Origin of the sequence: Sphingobium sp. TKS, assembly GCF_001563265.1 — a bacterium.
Lineage (GTDB): Bacteria > Pseudomonadota > Alphaproteobacteria > Sphingomonadales > Sphingomonadaceae > Sphingobium.
On record NZ_CP005083.1, the window covers coordinates 481,329 to 500,110 of the forward strand.

The 18,782-nt window shown below is 64.2% G+C and carries 19 protein-coding genes and 1 tRNA gene; 8 read left to right on the forward strand and 12 right to left on the reverse strand.

Translation table 11 applies throughout. The features are described 5' to 3' along the window. Nucleotides 1-97 precede the first annotated feature (97 nt). On the forward strand, nt 98-364 hold the full coding sequence (locus tag K426_RS02495; protein ID WP_066553319.1) for a DUF6356 family protein: 267 nt from the start codon (nt 98-100) through the stop codon (nt 362-364). A 112-nt stretch (nt 365-476) separates the two neighbouring features. Here the strand turns inward: K426_RS02495 and guaA are convergent, their stop codons facing one another. The 8 genes from guaA to rpsM form a co-directional block, all read right to left on the reverse strand. Continuing rightward, entirely contained in the window at nt 477-2,036 is a 1,560-nt protein-coding gene (guaA, locus tag K426_RS02500; RefSeq protein ID WP_066553321.1) for a glutamine-hydrolyzing GMP synthase, read from the reverse strand. A 42-nt stretch (nt 2,037-2,078) separates the two neighbouring features. Next, complete coding sequence (locus tag K426_RS02505; RefSeq protein ID WP_237229903.1) at nt 2,079-3,332, reverse strand: TCR/Tet family MFS transporter; 1,254 nt, start codon at nt 3,330-3,332, stop codon at nt 2,079-2,081. A gap of 67 nt (nt 3,333-3,399) precedes the next feature. Next, nucleotides 3,400-3,930 (reverse strand): hypothetical protein, encoded by a 531-nt coding sequence (locus K426_RS02510; RefSeq protein ID WP_237229904.1) that lies wholly within the window; start codon nt 3,928-3,930, stop codon nt 3,400-3,402. Between the two features lie 85 nt (nt 3,931-4,015). Next, entirely contained in the window at nt 4,016-6,199 is a 2,184-nt protein-coding gene (locus tag K426_RS02515; RefSeq protein ID WP_066553331.1) for a prolyl oligopeptidase family serine peptidase, read from the reverse strand. Between the two features lie 114 nt (nt 6,200-6,313). Continuing rightward, nucleotides 6,314-6,739, reverse strand: coding sequence for a 50S ribosomal protein L17 (gene rplQ, locus K426_RS02520; protein WP_066553334.1), 426 nt, complete (start codon nt 6,737-6,739; stop codon nt 6,314-6,316). Between the two features lie 172 nt (nt 6,740-6,911). After that, entirely contained in the window at nt 6,912-7,976 is a 1,065-nt protein-coding gene (locus K426_RS02525; RefSeq protein WP_066553338.1) for a DNA-directed RNA polymerase subunit alpha, read from the reverse strand. Nucleotides 7,977-8,098: 122 nt separating this feature from the next. After that, nucleotides 8,099-8,488 (reverse strand): 30S ribosomal protein S11, encoded by a 390-nt coding sequence (rpsK, locus tag K426_RS02530; RefSeq protein ID WP_004208752.1) that lies wholly within the window; start codon nt 8,486-8,488, stop codon nt 8,099-8,101. A gap of 76 nt (nt 8,489-8,564) precedes the next feature. Further along, a complete protein-coding gene (gene rpsM / locus K426_RS02535) occupies nt 8,565-8,933 on the reverse strand; it encodes a 30S ribosomal protein S13 (RefSeq protein WP_066553341.1) in 369 nt (122 codons plus the stop codon). Nucleotides 8,934-9,254: 321 nt separating this feature from the next. On the opposite strand from rpsM, the gene K426_RS02540 reads away from it, so the two are divergent. Next, a complete protein-coding gene (locus tag K426_RS02540) occupies nt 9,255-9,803 on the forward strand; it encodes a hypothetical protein (protein WP_066553344.1) in 549 nt (182 codons plus the stop codon). Between the two features lie 615 nt (nt 9,804-10,418). Here the strand turns inward: K426_RS02540 and K426_RS02545 are convergent. Then, complete coding sequence (locus K426_RS02545; protein ID WP_066553346.1) at nt 10,419-11,930, reverse strand: acetyl-CoA hydrolase/transferase family protein; 1,512 nt, start codon at nt 11,928-11,930, stop codon at nt 10,419-10,421. Nucleotides 11,931-12,029: 99 nt separating this feature from the next. Here K426_RS02545 and K426_RS02550 point away from each other — a divergent pair, with 99 nt between their 5' ends. Then, entirely contained in the window at nt 12,030-12,911 is an 882-nt protein-coding gene (locus tag K426_RS02550) for a LysR family transcriptional regulator (protein WP_066561251.1), read from the forward strand. A gap of 39 nt (nt 12,912-12,950) precedes the next feature. Here the strand turns inward: K426_RS02550 and K426_RS02555 are convergent, their stop codons facing one another. From K426_RS02555 to K426_RS02565, 3 genes are all read right to left on the reverse strand, one after another. Next, nucleotides 12,951-13,211 (reverse strand): 3TM-type holin, encoded by a 261-nt coding sequence (locus tag K426_RS02555; protein WP_066553349.1) that lies wholly within the window; start codon nt 13,209-13,211, stop codon nt 12,951-12,953. A gap of 11 nt (nt 13,212-13,222) precedes the next feature. Beyond that, nucleotides 13,223-13,762, reverse strand: a complete 540-nt coding sequence (locus K426_RS02560; RefSeq protein WP_066553352.1) for a glycoside hydrolase family 108 protein — start codon at nt 13,760-13,762, stop codon at nt 13,223-13,225. A gap of 142 nt (nt 13,763-13,904) precedes the next feature. Continuing rightward, a tRNA-Pro gene (locus K426_RS02565) sits at nt 13,905-13,981 on the reverse strand. Nucleotides 13,982-14,171: 190 nt separating this feature from the next. Here K426_RS02565 and yajC point away from each other — a divergent pair. From yajC to K426_RS02590, 5 genes are all read left to right on the forward strand, one after another. Beyond that, nucleotides 14,172-14,507: a preprotein translocase subunit YajC gene (gene yajC / locus K426_RS02570; protein ID WP_066553354.1), complete on the forward strand. Its 336-nt coding sequence runs from the start codon at nt 14,172-14,174 to the stop codon at nt 14,505-14,507. Nucleotides 14,508-14,515: 8 nt separating this feature from the next. Beyond that, nucleotides 14,516-16,117 (forward strand): protein translocase subunit SecD, encoded by a 1,602-nt coding sequence (gene secD, locus K426_RS02575; protein WP_066553356.1) that lies wholly within the window; start codon nt 14,516-14,518, stop codon nt 16,115-16,117. An 18-nt stretch (nt 16,118-16,135) separates the two neighbouring features. After that, entirely contained in the window at nt 16,136-17,122 is a 987-nt protein-coding gene (gene secF, locus K426_RS02580; protein WP_066553359.1) for a protein translocase subunit SecF, read from the forward strand. 68 nt (nt 17,123-17,190) lie between these two features. Beyond that, on the forward strand, nt 17,191-17,535 hold the full coding sequence (locus tag K426_RS02585; protein WP_082748367.1) for an Mth938-like domain-containing protein: 345 nt from the start codon (nt 17,191-17,193) through the stop codon (nt 17,533-17,535). Nucleotides 17,536-17,658: 123 nt separating this feature from the next. After that, nucleotides 17,659-18,777 carry a Ppx/GppA phosphatase family protein gene (locus K426_RS02590; RefSeq protein WP_066553365.1) on the forward strand — a complete coding sequence of 373 codons (1,119 nt, stop codon included), beginning with the start codon at nt 17,659-17,661 and terminating at the stop codon, nt 18,775-18,777. Nucleotides 18,778-18,782 lie beyond the last annotated feature (5 nt).

Genomic DNA, 18,782 nt, shown 5'->3' on the forward strand with positions numbered 1-18,782 from the left:
TTTGGGGCGAGGGGTCAAGTTGCATGCGATCGGCTCTCTCCTTCCGCCTTCCGATGCATTATTATGCCGCCTTTCCCATCGTCACGAGCGAGCAAAGATGATCGACCGCCTGTTCCTGCAACATCCCAGAGACGTGAACGAAAGCTACGGCCAGCATTTTCAAGTGGCGACGCGCTTCGGTTTCCTGATGGTGCGGGCGGGGTTCGCCTGCATGGTCCACGGGCTGGTGCCAGCCTTCTTCACCCGCACCGGCAGCGCCACGGTCAAGCGGCTCTATGGCGAAATGCGCCAGCGCCAGCCCGATCTGGCGGAACAGCAGCCGGCTTATCTGAGCCCGCAATGGCGGCCGGATTATGAGATTTGAGGCATAGAAAAAGCCGCCCGGTTGAGGCGGCTTTTGGTTCTGTAAAGGCTGCGGCACCTTGCGGTGCCGAGTAAATCGGATGACCGTCCCCCGGACGGTCATTTGATCCGATTTACTCCCACTCAATGGTCCCCGGCGGCTTCGACGTATAATCGTAAACTACGCGGTTGATGCCCTTCACCTCATTGATGATCCGTGTGGCCACGCGGCTGAGGAAGGCGGCATCGAAGGGGTAGATATCTGCCGTCATGCCGTCGGTGGACGTCACTGCCCGCAGCGCGCAAACCGAGTCATAGGTGCGGTGATCGCCCATCACGCCCACGGTCCGTACCGGTAGCAGCACCGCAAAGGCCTGCCAGATCGCATCATAGAGCCCGGCGTTGCGGATTTCCTCCAGATAGACCGCGTCCGCCTTGCGCAGGATGTCGCAGCGGTCCTTGGACACCTCGCCCGGAATGCGGATGGCAAGGCCGGGGCCGGGGAAGGGGTGCCGCCCGACGAAAATCTCAGGCAGGCCGAGTTCGCGGCCCAGCACGCGCACTTCGTCCTTGAACAGTTCGCGCAGCGGCTCGACCAGCTTCATGTTCATGCGCTCTGGCAGGCCGCCGACATTGTGGTGCGACTTGATCGTCACCGACGGCCCGCCGGTGAAGGACACCGATTCGATCACGTCGGGATAGAGCGTGCCCTGTGCCAAGAAGTCCGCCCCGCCGATCTTCTTCGCCTCTTCCTCGAACACCGCGATGAACTCGCCGCCGATGAACTTGCGCTTCTTCTCCGGGTCGGTCAGGCCCGCAAGGCCGCCCAGAAAGCGCTCCTCGGCATTCACATGGACCAGCTTGATGCCATAATGCTCGCGGAACAGGCTCACCACCTGCTCCGCCTCGCCCAGCCGCATCAGGCCATGGTCGACGAACACGCAGGTCAGCTGATCGCCAATGGCTTCGTGGATCAGCACGGCGGCGACGGCGCTGTCGACGCCGCCCGAAAGCCCGCAGATCACCCGGCCTTCACCGACCTGCGCCCGGATGTCGGCAATCTTGGTCGCGCGGAACTCCGCCATGGTCCAGTCGCCCGCCAGCCCGCAGACATGGCGCACGAAATTGGCGAGCAGCTTCGCGCCGTCGGGGGTGTGGACGACCTCGGGGTGGAACTGCGTCGCGTAAAAGCGCTTTTCCTCATTGGCGGTGATCGCATAGGGCGCGCCCTCGCTGACCGCCACGACCTCGAAGCCCGGCGCAAGCTGCGTCACCTTGTCGCCATGGCTCATCCAGACCTGATGGCGTTCGCCGTCGGTCCAAAGGCCGTCGAACAGCGCGCAGCCCTTCTTCACCTCGATGAAGGCGCGGCCGAATTCGCCGCTTTCGCCGCCTTCGACATTGCCGCCAAGCTGCTGCATCATCGTCTGCTGGCCGTAGCAGATGCCCAGGATCGGAATGCCCGCCTCGAAGAAATGCTGCGGGGCGCGAGGGGAATCCTCCCACATCACCGAGGAGGGGCCGCCGGACAGGATGATGCCCTTGGGCTTAAGCCGCTCGAAAGCTTCGGCGGCGCTATTGAACGGAGCGATCTCGGAATAGACGCCCGCCTCGCGCACGCGGCGCGCGATGAGCTGCGTCACCTGGCTGCCGAAGTCCACGATAAGGATGGAATCCTGAAGGGGCAGCGTCATCGAATCGCCTTTATATGTCCAGTGGAAGGGATTCGCGCCCGGTTAGTGCGCTTGGGCTTCCTTGTCCAGCGAAGCCGCGTCCTGCGCCCGCCCCGCAGCCCATCCCAGCAGCGCGCCGCCCGCCAATACCGCCGCGGCGATCAGGAAAGCGCTGCCGATGAAGGGCAGCAGCGGCTTGGCGCCCACCGACATCGAATAAACCGCCCCGAAGAACAGCGGCGACACTATGCCCGCGATCGAGCCGACGCTGTTGTTCGCGCCCTGCAACTGGCCCTGCTCGGACTCCGACACGTGTTGCGTCATCAGCGATTGGATGGTCGGCATCGCCAGTCCCCAGAGCGCATTGGGGAACATCGCCGCGACGAACAGCCAGCCCGTCGACGCCAACCCCATGGCCAATATCCCGACCGCGCCGAAGCCAAGCCCGATCACCATCGTCGTCCGATCGCCTAGCCGCTTCACCACCGGCCCGACCAGCACCCCTTGCACGCCCATGTCCATGAGGCCCATCAGCGCGAACAGCGCCCCCACCTGCCACGCCCCCCAGCCGTAGCGGTCACCCGCATAAAGCACGAACGCGGCGGTGAAGAGGTGATGCGCGAAATAAAGCAGGAAGTTGACGACAGCCAGGCTGGAGAGTTCCGGATGCGACCGCAGCAGTCGCAACGCGCCAAAGGGATTGGCCCGCTTCCACGAAAAATCCATCCTTCTGTCCGCGCCAAGCGATTCCGGCAGCACGAACAATCCATAGAGAAAGGCCAGCCCCGACAATCCCGCCGCCGCCCAGAAAGGCGCCCGCAGCGAAATCTCGCCCAGCACCCCGCCCAGCAGCGGTCCGGCGACAAAGCCCCCGCTGAACGCCGCCCCGATCAGGCCATAGCCCCGCGCCCGGCCTTCGGGCGGGGTGATGTCGGCCATATAGGCGAAGGTCGAGGTAAAGCTGGAGGACGTCACCCCCGCCAGCATCCGCCCCACCGCCAGCCACCAGAGATTGGGCGCCAGCGCCATCAGCAGGAAATCAAGCGCCAGCCCGGCCACCGAAACCAGAATCACCGGCCGCCGCCCGAACCTGTCGGAGAGCGACCCGATCACGGGCGAGCAGAGAAACTGCATCGCCGCCCAGAGCGCGACGAACAGCCCGTTCCACATCCCCGCCGCCGCATTGGAGCCGGAGAGCCTTTCGATGAGCTGCGGCAGCACCGGGATGATGATCCCCATCGACATGACGTCGAGCAGCGCCGTCACCAATATGAAGGCGATCGCGGCGGTTTGGCGATGGGGCATGCGGGCGGGCACGAGAAAACTCCTGGACGAGTTTCTCGCCTAGAGACTCCGCCTCGCCCTGCCAAGCCTTTGAGGCCGGTTACCGCGCGGCGCGGTCCCGGCGGAAATAGACATCCGCGATCCGGCCGTTCTGCACCGAACAGGTGAAATGCTGCGACCTGCCGTCCTGCGTTCGCCAGCCGGAGCGCACCTCGACATCTCCCTCCACATCATAGCCGCCGCGGGTTTCGCGCGGTTCCTGCACCTGGCGCACTTCGGCATAACCGCCGTCGCGTTCGGCTTCGTCGCGGGCGGCGAGGGCGCAATGGGTGATCGCTTCCTCGCTGGCCTGATCGGCCGGGGTGGCGGCGGGATCGTCCTGCCGGCCGTAGCGATCGGATTGGGGGCCGGAACGGGCGGGCTCCTGATCCGCCGCCACGACGTCCGAAAAATCATCGTCGGCGCGGGGTGGGCTTGCCTGATCCTCGGGCGTCTGAGGCTCGTCGGCGGGCGGCTGCGCCTCGTCGGACAAGTCGTCCTGTTGCTGCTGGTAGTCCTGTCGTGGCTGGAATGCCTGCGCCGAAGCCGCGCCGCCCGTCAGCAGGGCCAGCGCCATCAGCGATCCCGTCATCCACCTTGTCCTGTTCATCGGCCCGCATCCCTCAACCAGTTTTGCAGGAGTGCTATGCCTGTCCGGCTGTCAGGGGGCTGAACGGCTATTTCGGTTCGTCGCGTATCCGCAGCCCAGTGAACTGCGCGGCGAAGGCATAGTTGTCGGCATATTCGTCGATCAGTTTGTCGACCGGCTTGCCGGAGCCATGGCCGGCCTTGGTATCGATCCGGATCAGTCGCGGTTTCGGCCCCAGCTCCGCCGCCTGAAGCGCCGCTGCATATTTGAAGCTGTGCGCCGGGACCACCCGGTCGTCCGTGTCGCCGGTGGTGACGAGGATCGCGGGATAATCCTTGCCGCCGATGATGTTGTGATAGGGCGAATAGGCATAGAGCAGGCGGAAATCCTCCTCCCGGTCCGGCGATCCATAATCGTCGATCCAATAGCGTCCGGCGGTGAAGCGGTCGAAGCGCAGCATGTCCATCACCCCGACTGCGGGCAGGGCGGCGGCGAACAGGTCGGGCCGCTGGTTCACCACCGCCCCGACCAGCAGGCCGCCATTGGACCGGCCCTCGATCGCGAGGCCGTCTTTCGTTGTATAGCCATTGGCCTTCAGATATTCGCCCGCCGCGATGAAGTCGTCGAACACATTCTGCTTGTTGGCGAGGCGGCCCGCGTCATGCCACGCCTTGCCGAATTCCCCGCCGCCGCGCAGATTGGCGATGGCATAGACACCGCCCTGCTCCAGCCAGGCCATGCGGGTGGCCGAATAGCCGGGCGTCAGCGCGATGTTGAAGCCGCCATAGCCGTAAAGGATAGTCGGCGCGGAGGTCTTGGCGAGAGCCAGCGCCTTCTTGCGGATCACCGTCATCGGAATCATCGTGCCGTCTTTCGACGGGTAGCTGATCTGCTCGATGCCGTAATCGTCAGGGTTGAAGGGCAGGTCCGGCCGCGCGAACAGCTCGTACCGCAGCGTCGCGGTGTCGAAGCGATAGATGCTCGACGGCGTGGTGAAGCCGGAAAAGCTGAAAAAGGTTTCCGGGTCGCCGTCGCGCCCGCCAAAGCCTGCCGCCGTGCCCATGCCGGGCAGCGGCACGTCGCTGACCTTGCGCCCGTTCAGGTCGACCAGCTCCGCCACGGTTTCCGCATCGGACAGATAGGCGAGGATCAGCCGGTCCCCCACCAGCGATCCGCCGGCCAGCGTATCCATGCGTTCGGCCACCACCTGCTTGCCGCTGCGCCGGGGATAGCGGGCGTCGATGCTGACGACGCGGAGATGCGCGGCATATTGATCGGTGATGAAATAGAGCGTCGGCCCCCGGCTGCCGATCAGCCGCCAGTCATTGGTGATGCCCTTGACCAGCGATCGGATCTTCACCTTGCCGCCGGTCAGTTCGGCCAGATGCAGCTCCCGGCGCGGATCGGTGCCCTGGAAACTGCTGATGATCAGCCAGCGGCCGTCCTGGGTCACTTGCGCCATGTGGCTGAGCCGGGGTTGGTCGGGGGTGGCGTAGATCAGTTGGTCCTGTGCCTGCGACGTGCCGAGGCGGTGATAATAAAGCTGCTGCCCGACCGTAGAGGACTGAAAGCTGGCCCCATCCTGCGGCGCGGCGAAGCGGGAATAGAAGAAGCCCTGCCCCTGTCCGTCCCAGGCGAGCTGGGAGAATTTCACCCATTGCACCGCGTCGTCGAGCGGCCTGGCGGTGGCGACGTCCAAAACCTTGAGCGTGCGCCAGTCGCTTCCAGCCTCCTGCACGGCATAGAGCAGGAAGCGGCCGTCGGGGGAGGGCGCCCATTCTGCCAGCGCGTCCGACCCGTCCTCGGCCCAGTCATTGGGGTCGATCAGCAGGCGCTGCTGGCCATTGATGCCCTCGCGCACATAGAGCGGCGTCTGGTTTTGCAGCCCCTTGTTATAGCCGTAGAAGTAGCGCCCTCCTGCCTTACGCGGGATGGTGTAGCGGCCATGGGCGAGCAGAGCCTGCATCCGCGTCTTGAGGATGTCGCGGCCCGGCAGGGCGTCGATGAACCGGCGGGTGAGGCGGTTTTCCTGCGCTACCCAGTCGCGGATGGCGGGATCGCCGCGCAGGTCGTTTTCCAGCCAGCGATAAGGGTCGGTCACCTTGACCCCGAAATGATCCTCGACCAGATCGAGCCGTCTGGCGGCGGGATAGTGCAGTCCGGAGCTTTTGGCGCTGGCCTTGGCGGCGCTGGCGGCTGCATCCGGCTCTGCGTGGGCGGGAAGGGCGGCCAGCAACAGCGACGCCAAAGCAAGCCAGCCAAAGCCGCGCATCCTCTCTTTTTCCCCTATCCCGATGGAAACAAAACGAAACAGGCCGTGGCCCTTATCAAGCCACGGCCTGTTCTGAAATCAAATTACCACTTTTGAGTAAGCGGTATCAGCGGATCATGCCGCTTCCAGCTCGTCGGCATCGGCGCTCTGGACCGGACCCGAGTCCTGACCCTTGGCATCGACGTCGCGGTCGACCAGCTCGATGATCGCGATCGGCGCCGCGTCCGAAGCGCGGATGCCGGCCTTGATCACGCGGGTGTAGCCGCCATTGCGATCCTTGTAACGCTCGGCCAGGACTTCGAACAGCTTGGTGAGCTGCGTATCGTCCTGCAGGCGGGCATGGGCCAGACGGCGGTTCGACAGGCCACCCTTCTTGGCGAGGGTGATCAGCTTTTCGACGTAGGGACGCAGTTCCTTCGCCTTGGGCGTGGTGGTGAGGATCTGCTCATGCTTGATGAGCGAAGCCGCGAGGTTGCGGAGCAGCGAGTTACGATGCCCGGCGCTGCGCTGCAGCTTGCGATGACCAACCTTGTGACGCATTTTGTCTTCCTTCGTTCGTTAAGGGCCCGTTTGAGGTAGCCCAGACCAGGCGGCAATCGGGGGCGCCGCCGTTCCCCTGCCTGAAAAACAGGCGAAGTTCACACCGTCCATGGAGCCATGTCCATGGGGGTGTTCATTCCCCTCTCCGCGTGTCCGGGAGAGGGGAAAAGGATTAGCCCAGCAGCTCCTGTTCGAGCTTCTTGGCCATTTCCTCGATATTTTCCGGCGGCCAGCCGGGGATGTCCATCCCCAGGCGCAGGCCCATGGACGACAGCACTTCCTTGATCTCATTGAGCGACTTGCGGCCGAAATTCGGGGTGCGCAGCATCTCGGCCTCGGTCTTCTGGACCAGATCGCCGATATAGATGATGTTGTCGTTCTTGAGGCAGTTGGCGCTGCGGACCGACAGTTCCAGCTCGTCCACCTTCTTGAGCAGATAGCGGTTGATCTGGTTCGCGTCGCTTTCGCCTTCGCCAGCCGAGGCACCCGCAGAGGCACCGGCGGCCGGAGCGGCGACGGGCAGCGCGTCCTCGAAGTGGACGAAGAGCTGGAGCTGGTCCTGCAGGATGCGGGCGGCATAGGCCACCGCGTCTTCCGGCGTGACGGTGCCGTCGGTCTCGAGCGTCAGCGACAGCTTGTCATAGTCCAGTTCCTGGCCGACGCGGGTATTGTCGACCTTGTAGGCGACCTGACGGACCGGCGAGTAGAGCGCATCGATCGGGATCAGGCCGATCGGGGCGTCCGCCGGACGGTTGGCAACGGCGGGGACATAGCCCTTGCCGATGTCAGCGGTCAGTTCCATGTTGAGGGTCGCGCCCTGGTCCAGATGACAGATCACCAGATCGGGGTTCATCACTTCGATGTCGCCAACGGTGATGATGTCTCCCGCGCGCACTTCGGCAGGGCCGGTGGCGGACAGCTGGAGACGGCGCGGACCGTCGCCTTCCATGCGCAGCGCGACCTGCTTGATGTTGAGGACGATGTCCGTCACATCTTCGCGCACGCCGGCGAGCGAGGAGAATTCGTGGAGGACGTTCTCGATCTTGATCGAGGTGACCGCCGCGCCCTGGAGCGAGGACAGAAGAACCCGGCGCAGCGCATTGCCAAGCGTCAGACCGAAGCCGCGCTCCAGAGGTTCAGCGACGAACGTCGCCTTGCGCTTGCCGTCGCCCGCCACCTTGATCTCAAGGCTGTTGGGCTTCTTCAATTCCTGCCAGTTCTTCATGTTGACAGTCATGTATTTCCCCTGGGGATGAGGCCGAAACGTTCAAAAATCCTGACCCGACAGGACGTTCCGACCGATGCAGATGGGTAAGCGGGCGACGCGTCCGCCGCCCGCCAAAGCCTTGGCGTCGATGATCAGACGCGGCGGCGCTTGGAAGGACGCACGCCATTGTGCGGGATCGGCGTCACGTCGCGGATCGAGGTGATGTGGAAGCCGACGGCCTGCAGAGCGCGCAGAGCCGATTCACGGCCCGAACCCGGACCCTTCACTTCGACTTCCAGGGTGCGCACGCCATGTTCGGCTGCCTTGCGGCCAGCGTCTTCGGCGCAGACCTGCGCGGCGTACGGGGTCGACTTGCGGCTGCCCTTGAAGCCCATCATGCCGGCCGAGGACCACGAAATGGCGTTGCCCTGGGCGTCGGTGATGGTCACCATGGTGTTGTTGAAGCTGGCGTTGACGTGAGCCACGCCGGCCGAGATGTTCTTGCGTTCGCGGCGCTTGATGCGCTGGGGTTCGCGTGCCATTTTTGCTCTATCCTACTGAAATCGTTTGAAAGTAGAAGTCGCCGGAGGGTCATGCCAAAGGCTCGACCCTCAACGATTACTTCTTCTTGCCGGCGATCGGCTTGGCCTTGCCCTTGCGGGTGCGCGCATTGGTGTGCGTGCGCTGGCCGCGGACCGGCAGACCCTTGCGGTGACGCAGGCCGCGATAGCAGGCCAGATCCATCAGGCGCTTGATGTTCATCGCGGTTTCGCGGCGCAGGTCGCCCTCGACCGTGAGGTCGGCGTCGATCGCTTCGCGGATCTGCAGGACTTCGGCGTCCGACAAATCCTGAACGCGGCGGCTGTGGTCGATGCCCAGCTTGTCAGCGATGTCGGCGGCGGTCTTGCGGCCGATGCCGTGGATGTAGGTGAGCGCGATGATCACGCGCTTGTTGGTCGGGATGTTGACACCCGCAATACGTGCCATGGTATTCTGTACTCCTGCTCCACGGGGCGGTTGGCGCCGCCCCATCTCAAAGCGTCAGGGCTGAAAATCCTTGAATAAGGATTCGCAACCGATTCGATAGACCCCAAGACGCAAAAAAGACGGCCAGTGCCACCGCACTGCCGCTTGTCAGCGTATTGGGAAGGGGTGCCCTTACCGATTCGATCCCAGACTGTCAATGACGGGTCGGCGCAAAAGCGGTGAGATCTAGCGCTTCTTCGGACCCGCTCATCCGGCCGGAGCGGACGCATCATCCCGCCCTTTTCGGTTGATGCAATCCCTTTCCCTGGGCATGGAGGGGGGATGCGCTTCACTCTGCCCTCCGCCGCGCTGGCGCCCATCGCCATCCCGACCGCTTGCCTTCTGCTGGCGTCCTGCGTTGGCGCGCCCGAGCGGCCCGCCCCGGCCCCTGCGCCCCGGCCTGTTCCGGCGCCGCAGTCGGCGCCGCCTCCACCCGCGCCGCTCCAATGGCAGGACCGCGACACCACGCCCGGCGACTGGCGCTATCAGGTCGACGGCGCCGGATCGGTCGCCCTGTTCGGCGCTGATGCGCAAAGCAGCCTGTTCGTCATCCGCTGCGACAAGACGATGCGACGCATCAGCCTTTTGCGCCCTGGCATCGCCCAGCCGGCGATGACGCTACGGACAAGCTATGGCGCGGTGAGCTGGCCCGCCAGCGCGGCCGCCGGGACGGTCCCTGCGACGCAGGCGATCCGCGCCGCCAACGACGCGGCGCTCGATCAAATCGCCTATAGCCGGGGCCGTTTTGCGGTCGAGGTGCAGGGTCTGCCCACGCTGATCCTGCCCGCCTGGGCGGAGGTCGGCCGCGTCGTCGAGGATTGCCGCGCCTAAGTCTCTGATTTCAGGGAGTTTCCGCGATTTTCAAAGCAAATCGCCTGTGAAATGCGGACGTAGAAGTATGATTCGAAAAAAGAATTTTACAAGCCTTGAACATGCGGCCCGTCTGATTCACATATCATTTCATAGACGGCGAAGGACCAGTACCGGGAACGGCTATAGGGGCTTCAACTAGCGAAAGGAGGTGATCCGATGTCTCATGGTTCAGCAATGGGGTCGGTCAAGTCCATTCGGGGAACGCGCCGCTGAGCGACGCCGTTAGCGTCGGTTTTGCAGAATTTCGGTGACTGTCGACTGCGGCTTTCGCGGGCGAAGCGTCGTATCTGGAAAATAGCGCGATTACCGTTTCCCTTGGGCGGCGCTTCCGGCCGCTGACCATGTCAATGATGGGCCGTTGGGTAAACCACCCAACGGCCCCTCTCATTTTCTGGCAAGATCGTTGTTTACGATTTGCCGCGCTTTGGCTGGCAACTGTTCCACGGAAAATTGGCGGGTCTGCGCGTGCGCTCGCAGACCCGCCGGGGCATGATGCTGGCTGAAGGCTGGTTGACGATCAATCCGGTAGGATGGGGTGCAAGCTTGTCTGGATTGAGCGTCGGGCCAATGCCCCTACCCCCGCATCGTGCCCGTATCGATATAACGCTGGTGCCAGGCCAGCGCCTCGCCCGGCAACATGGGCGATTGCAGCCCGAACGACCCGGCCATCGCCCGCTTGAAATAATCCTTCAGCATCGGCCGGAAGTCCGGATGCGCGCAATTTTCCATGATCAGTTCCGCCCTCTGCCGGGGCGCCAGCCCGCGCAGGTCCGCCAGCCCCCGCTCGGTCACGATCACCTGCACATCCTGGTTGATATGATCGACATGGCTGCAATGCGGCACGATGGCGGAGATCGCGCCGCCCTTGGCGGTCGACGGCGTCGTGAAGATCGACAGGAACGCGTTGCGCGCAAAGTCCCCAGACCCGCCAATGCCGTTCTGAATCCGCGACCCCATCAGATGCGTCGAATTGACGTTGCCGTAAATGTCCGCCTCGATCAGTCCGTTCATCGCGATGCAGCCCAGCCGCCGCACCAGCTCGGGATGGTTGCTGATCTCCTGCGGCCGCAGGATCATCCGGTCCCGATAGCGCCCCATATCCGCATTCAGCCGGGCCGCCGCCTCCGGGCTCAGCGACAGGGACGTCGCGCTCGCCATGCGCAGCTTGCCCGTATCGAGCAGGTCCAGCATGCCGTCCTGGATTACTTCGGTAAAGGCGACCATATCCTCGAACGGCGCGTCGATCAGGCCGGTCAGCACCGCATTGGCGATATTGCCGACGCCCGATTGCAGAGGCAGCAGCGAGGCGGGCAGGCGGCCCTTCTTCACCTCATGGCTCAAAAACTCTAGCAAGTGCCCGGCGATCGCCCGCGCCTTGTCGTCGGGCGGGGTAAAGGGGGCGTTGCGGTCCGGCGCGTCCGTCTCGACCACCGCGATCACCTTGTCCTGATCGCAGCGGAAGGTGGGCTGGCCGATGCGCTGGTCGGCGCGCACCAGCGGGATGGGCTGGCGATGCGGCGGCAGCGCCGTGCCGTAATAAATGTCGTGCATCCCTTCCAGCGCGGGGTTCTGCCAGCGATTGACCTCCAGGATCACGCCCTTGGCCCGGTCGATCCACGTCTTGTTGTTGCCGACCGAGGCGGAGGGGATCAGTTCGCCCTCGGCCGTGATTCCCGTCACCTCGATCACGGCCACGTCCAGATCGCCCAGAAAACCCTGCCACGCCATCGGCGCCACCTGGCTCAGATGCATGTCGAAATATTGCATATGCCCGCTGTTGATCCGCTCGCGGGCAATCGGATCGCTGTTGTAGGGCAAACGGAACTCGATGCCATCGGCCTGCGCCAGCGCGCCGTCCAGCTCCGGCCCGGTGGACGCGCCGGTCCATACCTTCACCCGGAAAGGCTCGCCCGCTGCATGGGCGGCGGTCATCCGCGCGGCGAGCGCCAGCGGCACGGCCTTGGGATAGCCCGAGCCGGTAAAGCCGCTCATCCCGACGGCCATGCCGTTATGGATCAGCGCGGCGGCTTCCTCGGCCGTCCGGCATTTGGCGGCCAGCCCCGCATGGGCGATGCGATCGGTCATGGGCATCCTCTTCCTGCTTTCCTGCGCGATGGCTTCTGGCTTTTCGGCTCTCCTGACAATAAGGATAAGCCGCACAATATCTGTGCGAGTAGCGTTCAAATGTCCGATCTGTTGATCGCCATGCGGACATTCGTCCGACTATGCGAAAAACCCAATTTCTCCCGCGTAGCCGAAGAAATGCATGCGAGCCACACCACCATCGCGCGACGGCTCGATCAGGTGGAGGCGCATTTCGGCACGATCCTGTTCCATCGCACCACGCGCAGGCTGATCGCCACTCCGGAGGCGGACCGCCTACTGGTTCACGCCCGTGCGATGCTGGATGCGCTGGACGTGGCGGAGCAGGATTTCGGCCCGGTCCGCAACCAGCCGAGCGGCCTCGTGCGCATCGGCTTCACCACCGCGCTCGGCCTTTATTATGTCGAGCGGCTGGGCGAGCTGACCGCCTGCTATCCTGCGCTGCAGCTCGATTGCGCGATGACCGACTGGCAGCGCGATGTGGTGGAGGATCGCCTCGATCTTGCGTTGCGCGTGGGTCCGGTGGGCGATGAAAGCCTGGTCGTCCATCCGCTGGGCATGCTGCCGCGCCTGTTGGTCGCGCATCCCGCTTATCTGGCCGATCATGGCGCCCCGGCCACCGCCGAGGATCTTTCCGGCCATATCTGCATCGCCTATGCCTATGGCGATGTGCCCGCCCGCTGGACGATCGACGGGCGGGAGAGGGTGTTCGGCGGCACCTTCCGCAGCGACAGCAGCGAAGCCGTCCACCGCGCGGCCTTGAGTGGCCTTGGCATCGCGCTGCTCCCCGCGATCCGGGTAAAGGGCGACATCGAAGCGGGGCGGCTGGTTCCCGTCCTTCCCGACAGCAACATCGCCCCGCTCGACATATGGGCCGTCCACCCCTCGCACAAACGCCTGCCGCCAAGAGCCCGCGTGGTGCTGGACTTCCTCAAGGCCAATTTCCCGGGCGAACGACCCTGACTTTCATTCGTTTCGGGGGAAATCGGGAAATATTCGGCGCTACCGCTCCACCCCCTTGGCCTTCCCCCAGGCCCGCGCCGCCGTATATCCGAGATAGCCTGTGCCGAAGAGCGCATAGAGCGGCTCCGGCAATGCGTTGAAGTAAGCCCGCATCGCCCGGATGATCCCCGCCGCCATATCTGGCCGCACGCCGCCGATCAGCCCCAGCGGCACCGACCAGAGCAGCAAGCCGTACATCACATAGAGAAAGGCCGGCCGCGCCCGCAGCGTCCACCGGTCTTCCGCAATTCGCCTCGTCATGGGAGTTTCCCCTACCCGATCCGGTTTGCCAGCCAGCCATAGAGAAAGGCTTCATTGGCCGGCCGCTTTTCCGCCAGCGCCATATAGCGCTCCCCCTGCAGGGCTTCGAGCGCCACGATCAGCACCCGCTCCCCGGCCTTGCCGCGAAGCTTCAGAAACGCTCCCAGCGCCGCGAGGGTCTTGGCGCCGACCGACTGATCGACCTTCAGGTCGGGATAGTCCGCTTCATTGCGGTTGAGCGCGTTCAACGCGCGCTGGAGGAAGCCGCCGGCCGTCCCCGGCCCCATGTTCACCGCCGTATCGAACAGTTCCGCGGCGACTTTGGGCGCCAGTTCCGCGACAAAGGCGAAACCCGGCTTCTCCCAATAAAGCCGCCGATAGATCGCCTCCGCCACGCCGCGGGGGAAGGTGCGCATATCGCCCATAAACCCATTGGCCCGCGCCACCGCCTGGGTGATCCCGAAATTGGTAGGTCCGCCGCGATCGGCCGGATGGTTGCCATAAGCCCCCTCCCGCGCGATCACCTCATCGATCAGAGCCGAAATATCCATGAAACCCGCCCTCCTGTTGCAGAAAGGCGGATTATTTATCCCATTTGGTTCGTTGTAGGACAGCAAAAAAGCGCCGCTCAGCGCAAACGGGAATTTAAGATGGAGGAGGTTGGCAAGGCGTCTGACGCCTTAATCGTCTATTTGGTCGGGACGAGAGGATTCGAACCTCCGACCCCCACACCCCCAGTGTGATGCGCTACCAGGCTGCGCTACGTCCCGACCGGAGCGGCGCAATTAGAAGCAGTTTGGGGAATATGCAAGGGATTCGATGAAGGCTTTTTGCCCTTTCGTCGGAAACCCTAATCATGTTGCCTCAGCCGCCCTATCTGTGTTAGCCGCGCGCCCTTGATCTGTGGGCGTTTATCCTGCGTCCGCAACTGGACAAGACAATAAGGCGAAAGTCCCAAGCATGTTTATATCTCCAGCCTTTGCCCAGACTGCGGGCGGGGAATCGTCCGGCGCCTCCATGCTGGTTCAGATGGCCCCGCTGCTCCTGATCTTCGTTGTCTTCTATTTCCTGCTGATCCGTCCGCAGCAGAAGAAGATGAAGGACCATAAGGCCAAGATCGACGCCGTGAAGAAGGGCGATCAGGTCGTGACCGGCGGCGGTCTGGTCGGCAAGGTGGCCCGCGTCGACGAATTTTACGTCGATGTCGAACTGGCGCCGAACATGAAGGTCAAGGCGGTCAAGTCCACCCTGACCGACGTGATCGACCCCGCCACCGCCAAGCCTGCGAACGACTGAGCGGCCCGATGCTGAATTTCCCTCGCTGGGCGGTAGCCGCGATTCTGCTGCCCTTGGCCATTGGCATAGCCTGCGCCGTGCCGAGCTTCCTGCCCGATTCCGCGGTCGCGCACCTGCCCAAATTCATGCAGACCCGCGTGAATCTGGGCCTCGACCTGTCGGGCGGCAGCCATTTGCTGCTGGAAGCCTCGACCCAGGATGTCGCCAAGCAGCGCATCGCCAATATGGAGGAGCAGGTCCGCACGGAACTGCGCCGGGGCGATACCAAGATCGCGATTGGCGATATTTCCAGCCGCGACGGGAAATTGAGCTTCATGGTCCGCAACCCCTCGCAGGTCGATGCCGCTGTCGAGCGCATCCGGCCGTTGACGCAGGGGGCAGGCCTGACCGGCCAGCGCGACTTCAATGTCGAGGTGGTGAACAGTTCCACCATCACCATCACGCCGACCCAGGCGGGCATCGACAATGCGGTGAAGGGCGCGATGGAAGTCGCGACCGAGGTCATCCGCAAGCGCATCGACGAAATGGGCACGCGCGAGCCGACCATTCAGCAGCAGGGCGACAACCGCATCGTCGTGCAGGTGCCGGGCCTTCAAAATCCCAAGGCGCTGAAGGACTTGCTGGGCCAGACCGCCAAGCTTGAGTTCAAGCTGGTCGACGTCAACGCCAACCCCGCCGAAGTCGCGCAGGGCCGTGCGCCGGTGGGCAGCGAAGTCCTGCCCTATCCGGCCAATCCGTCCGGGTCGCCGGTGATCGCGGTCCATCGCCAAGTCATGGTGTCGGGCGAGGATCTGACCGACGCGCAGCAGGGTTTCAGCCCGCAGGGCAATGAGCCGATCGTCAACATCCGCTTCAACGGCGCGGGTGGGCGGAAATTCGGCCAGGTGACGTCGCAGAATGTCAACCGGCCCTTCGCCATCATCCTCGACGGCAAGGTGTTGTCGGCGCCGAACATCAACGAACCGATTCTGGGCGGCAGCGCGCAGATCAGCGGCAGCTTCACCGTGGAAAGCGCCAACCAGCTCGCCATCGCGCTGCGTTCGGGCAAGCTGCCCGTCGCGCTGACCGTGGTGGAAGAACGCACCGTCGGCCCGCAGCTCGGCGCGGACTCGATCAAGGCGGGTCTGCTCGCCTCGGTGATCGCGGTCGCGGCGGTCGCCATGTTCATGTTCGCCAGCTATGGCCGCTTCGGCATGTATGCGAACCTCGCCGTCGCCATCAACGTGCTGGTGATCCTGGGCGTGATGGGGATACTCGGCGCGACGCTGACGTTGCCGGGCATCGCCGGTTTCGTGCTGACCATCGGTACGGCGGTCGACGCCAACGTGCTGATCTACGAGCGTATCCGCGAGGAGCGTCGCCGTGGCCGGAACGTCGTGCAAGCGATCGAACATGGCTATAAGGAAGCCAGCCGCACCATTTTCGAGGCGAACGTGACCCACGCCATTGCTGGCGGCATCATGCTCGCTCTGGGCTCGGGTCCGGTGAAGGGCTTCGCGATCGTGCTGCTGATCGGCATCGCGACCAGCGTGTTCACTGCCGTCACCTTCACCCGCTGGATGGTGTCGCTCTGGGTCCGGGCCAAGCGCCCGACCGAGATCCACATCTGACGGGGCGAGAGAAACAATATGAAACTGCTTAAACTCGTCCCTGACAACACCAATATCGGCTTCGTGAAGCTGCGCCACTGGGCCTTTGGCCTGACGGCGCTGCTGACGGTGCTGGCGGTCGGCGCCACCTTCTACAAGGGTCTCAACCTCGGCGTCGATTTCGTGGGCGGCCTGATGATCGAGGCGAAGTTCCAGCAGCCGCCGCAGACCGACAAGGTGCGTGGGGTGATCGACCGTCTGGGCGTGGGCGATGGCTCGCTCCAGCAATTTGGCGATCCCAGGACGGTGCAAATCCGCCTGCCGCTCCCCGAACAGGGCGGCGCGGGAGCGGCCAACGCCATCGTCGAAAAGGCGCGCAAGGCGATGACGGCGGAATTTCCCGGCGTCACCTTCTCCCGCTACGACACGGTGTCGGGCAAGGTGTCGGGCGAACTGATCCAGAACGGCGTGCTGGCGGTGATGCTGGCGGTGATCGGCATCGCGATCTTCTCCTGGTTCCGCTATGAATGGCAGTTCGGCATCTCGACCTTCGTCGCGATCATGCACGACGTGCTGATGACGCTGGGCTTCTTCGCCATCACGCAACTGGAATTCGACCTCAACATCGTCGCCGCCGTGCTGACGATCGTGGGTTATTCGATCAACGACAAGATGGTGATCGACGACCGCATCCGCGAAAATATGCGCAAATATCGCAAGATGGACATGAAGGCGCTGATCGACCTGTCCGTCAACGAGACGCTGCCGCGCACAGTCATGACGTCGGTAACGGTGCTGCTGGCGCTGGGTGCGCTGCTGCTGCTGGGCGGCCATGTGCTGCGCGGCTTCACGGCGGCCATGATGCTGGGCATCATCGTCGGCACCTATTCGTCGGTCTATGTGTCCTCTTCGCTGCTGATCACTCTCGGTTTGTCGCCCGCGACGGCCGAGAAGAAGGCGAGCAAGACCAATATCGCGGCGCAGGCCGAGCGCATGGGACCGCGTGACGATGGAGCGCGGCCCTGAACGGCGACGCATCGGGAAAGGGGCGCACGGGGATCGAACTGCGCCGCGATGAGGCGGGGCAGGGGCCGATCGTCACCGGCTTTCAGGGGCGGGGCTTTCGGGTCAGGGACGATGTCTTTCCCGATGGCCTGCTGCTTTCGCCGGTGCGTGCCCTGGCCTGGCAGGAGGCGCCGCGCGTCGAGGCTCTGACCGTGCCGGATCTGGGCGACCTGTTCGACCTTGATCCGCTGCCGGAATTTCTGCTGATCGGCACGGGCGCTAGCCTGCGCCAGCCGCCGCGCCCCTTCGTCCGGGAACTGGAAGCCAAGGGCATCGGGGTCGAGGTGATGGACAGCCGCGCCGCCGCCCGCGCCTGGGGCGTGTTGCGCGCCGAGGAACGCTGGATCGTCGCGGCCCTGCTGCCGCTCATCTAGGGGCATTTGCGCTTTATCGAAGGGGCTTTCCGGGGCCGCCTTGCGCTTTTTTCTTCATCCGCTTACTCTTGGGGCAAGTTCCGGCGCCTTTCGGCGTTGGCGAAGAAGAAAAGAGATACGGCCATGGTGCAGCAAAGCCGCCCATCGCCGCAGAGTTCCGGCCCAGCCGGCGGAGTTTCGGGCACAGGGGTCCGTTCCGGTCAGGGCAATGGGAGCAAGGCTGCGGCCCTCACTCCCCCGTCGAAATCGCGGGGTCTTTTGCCTCATCCGCTGCGCGGACGCCGCTCTTATGCGGCCATCGACCTGGGCACCAATAATTGCCGTTTGCTGATCGCCAAGCCCTCGGCCGACGGCTTCATCGTCGTCGACGCCTTTTCCCGAATCGTGCGGCTGGGGGAGGGGCTTGCGGCTTCGGGGCGGATCAGCGACGAAGCCATTGAGCGCGCCATTGCGGCATTGTCGGTCTGTGCGGACAAGCTGCGCCGCCGCCATGTCACCTTGGCCCGATCGGTCGCGACGGAGGCCTGCCGACGCGCCTCGAACGGCGCCGATTTCATCCAGCGCGTCTACCGCGAAACCGGCATCGCGCTCGATATCATTACCGCGCAGGAAGAGGCGCGGTTGGCGGTGCTGGGCTGTCACGCGCTGCTGGAGCCGGGCGATGGTCCGGCGCTGATCTTCGACATTGGCGGTGGGTCGACCGAACTGGTTCTGGTCAACTCCCGCCGGGAGGGCGCGCCGCATATCGTCGATTGGGTGAGCGCGCCCTGGGGCGTCGTGTCGCTGACCGAGAGCGAGCCCTTCGATCATGCCGATCCCATGGATCGTCTGGCGGCTTATGGCCGGATGCGCGCGCGCGTGGCCGATGCTTTCTCGCCGCTGGCCCGCCGCCTGCCCACTCCGCAGCCCGATATCCGCTTGCTCGGGACATCGGGGACAGTGACGACGCTGGCCAGCCTGCATCTTGACCTGCCGCGCTATGACCGGCAGGCGATTGACGGGCTGATCGTGCCGTCGACGTCGATGCGGGCGATTTCCGCGCGCCTGTCCTCCATGGCTCTGGCGGAGCGGCAGAAGCTGCCCTGCATCGGGACGGAGCGGGCCGATCTGGTGGTGGCGGGTTGCGCCATATTGGAATCTATCCTCGACATCTGGCCTGCCCAGCGATTGGGCGTGGCGGATCGCGGCATTCGCGAAGGCATATTGCGCGGCCTGATGGACCGCGACGGAGTAAAGATGTGAGAGGC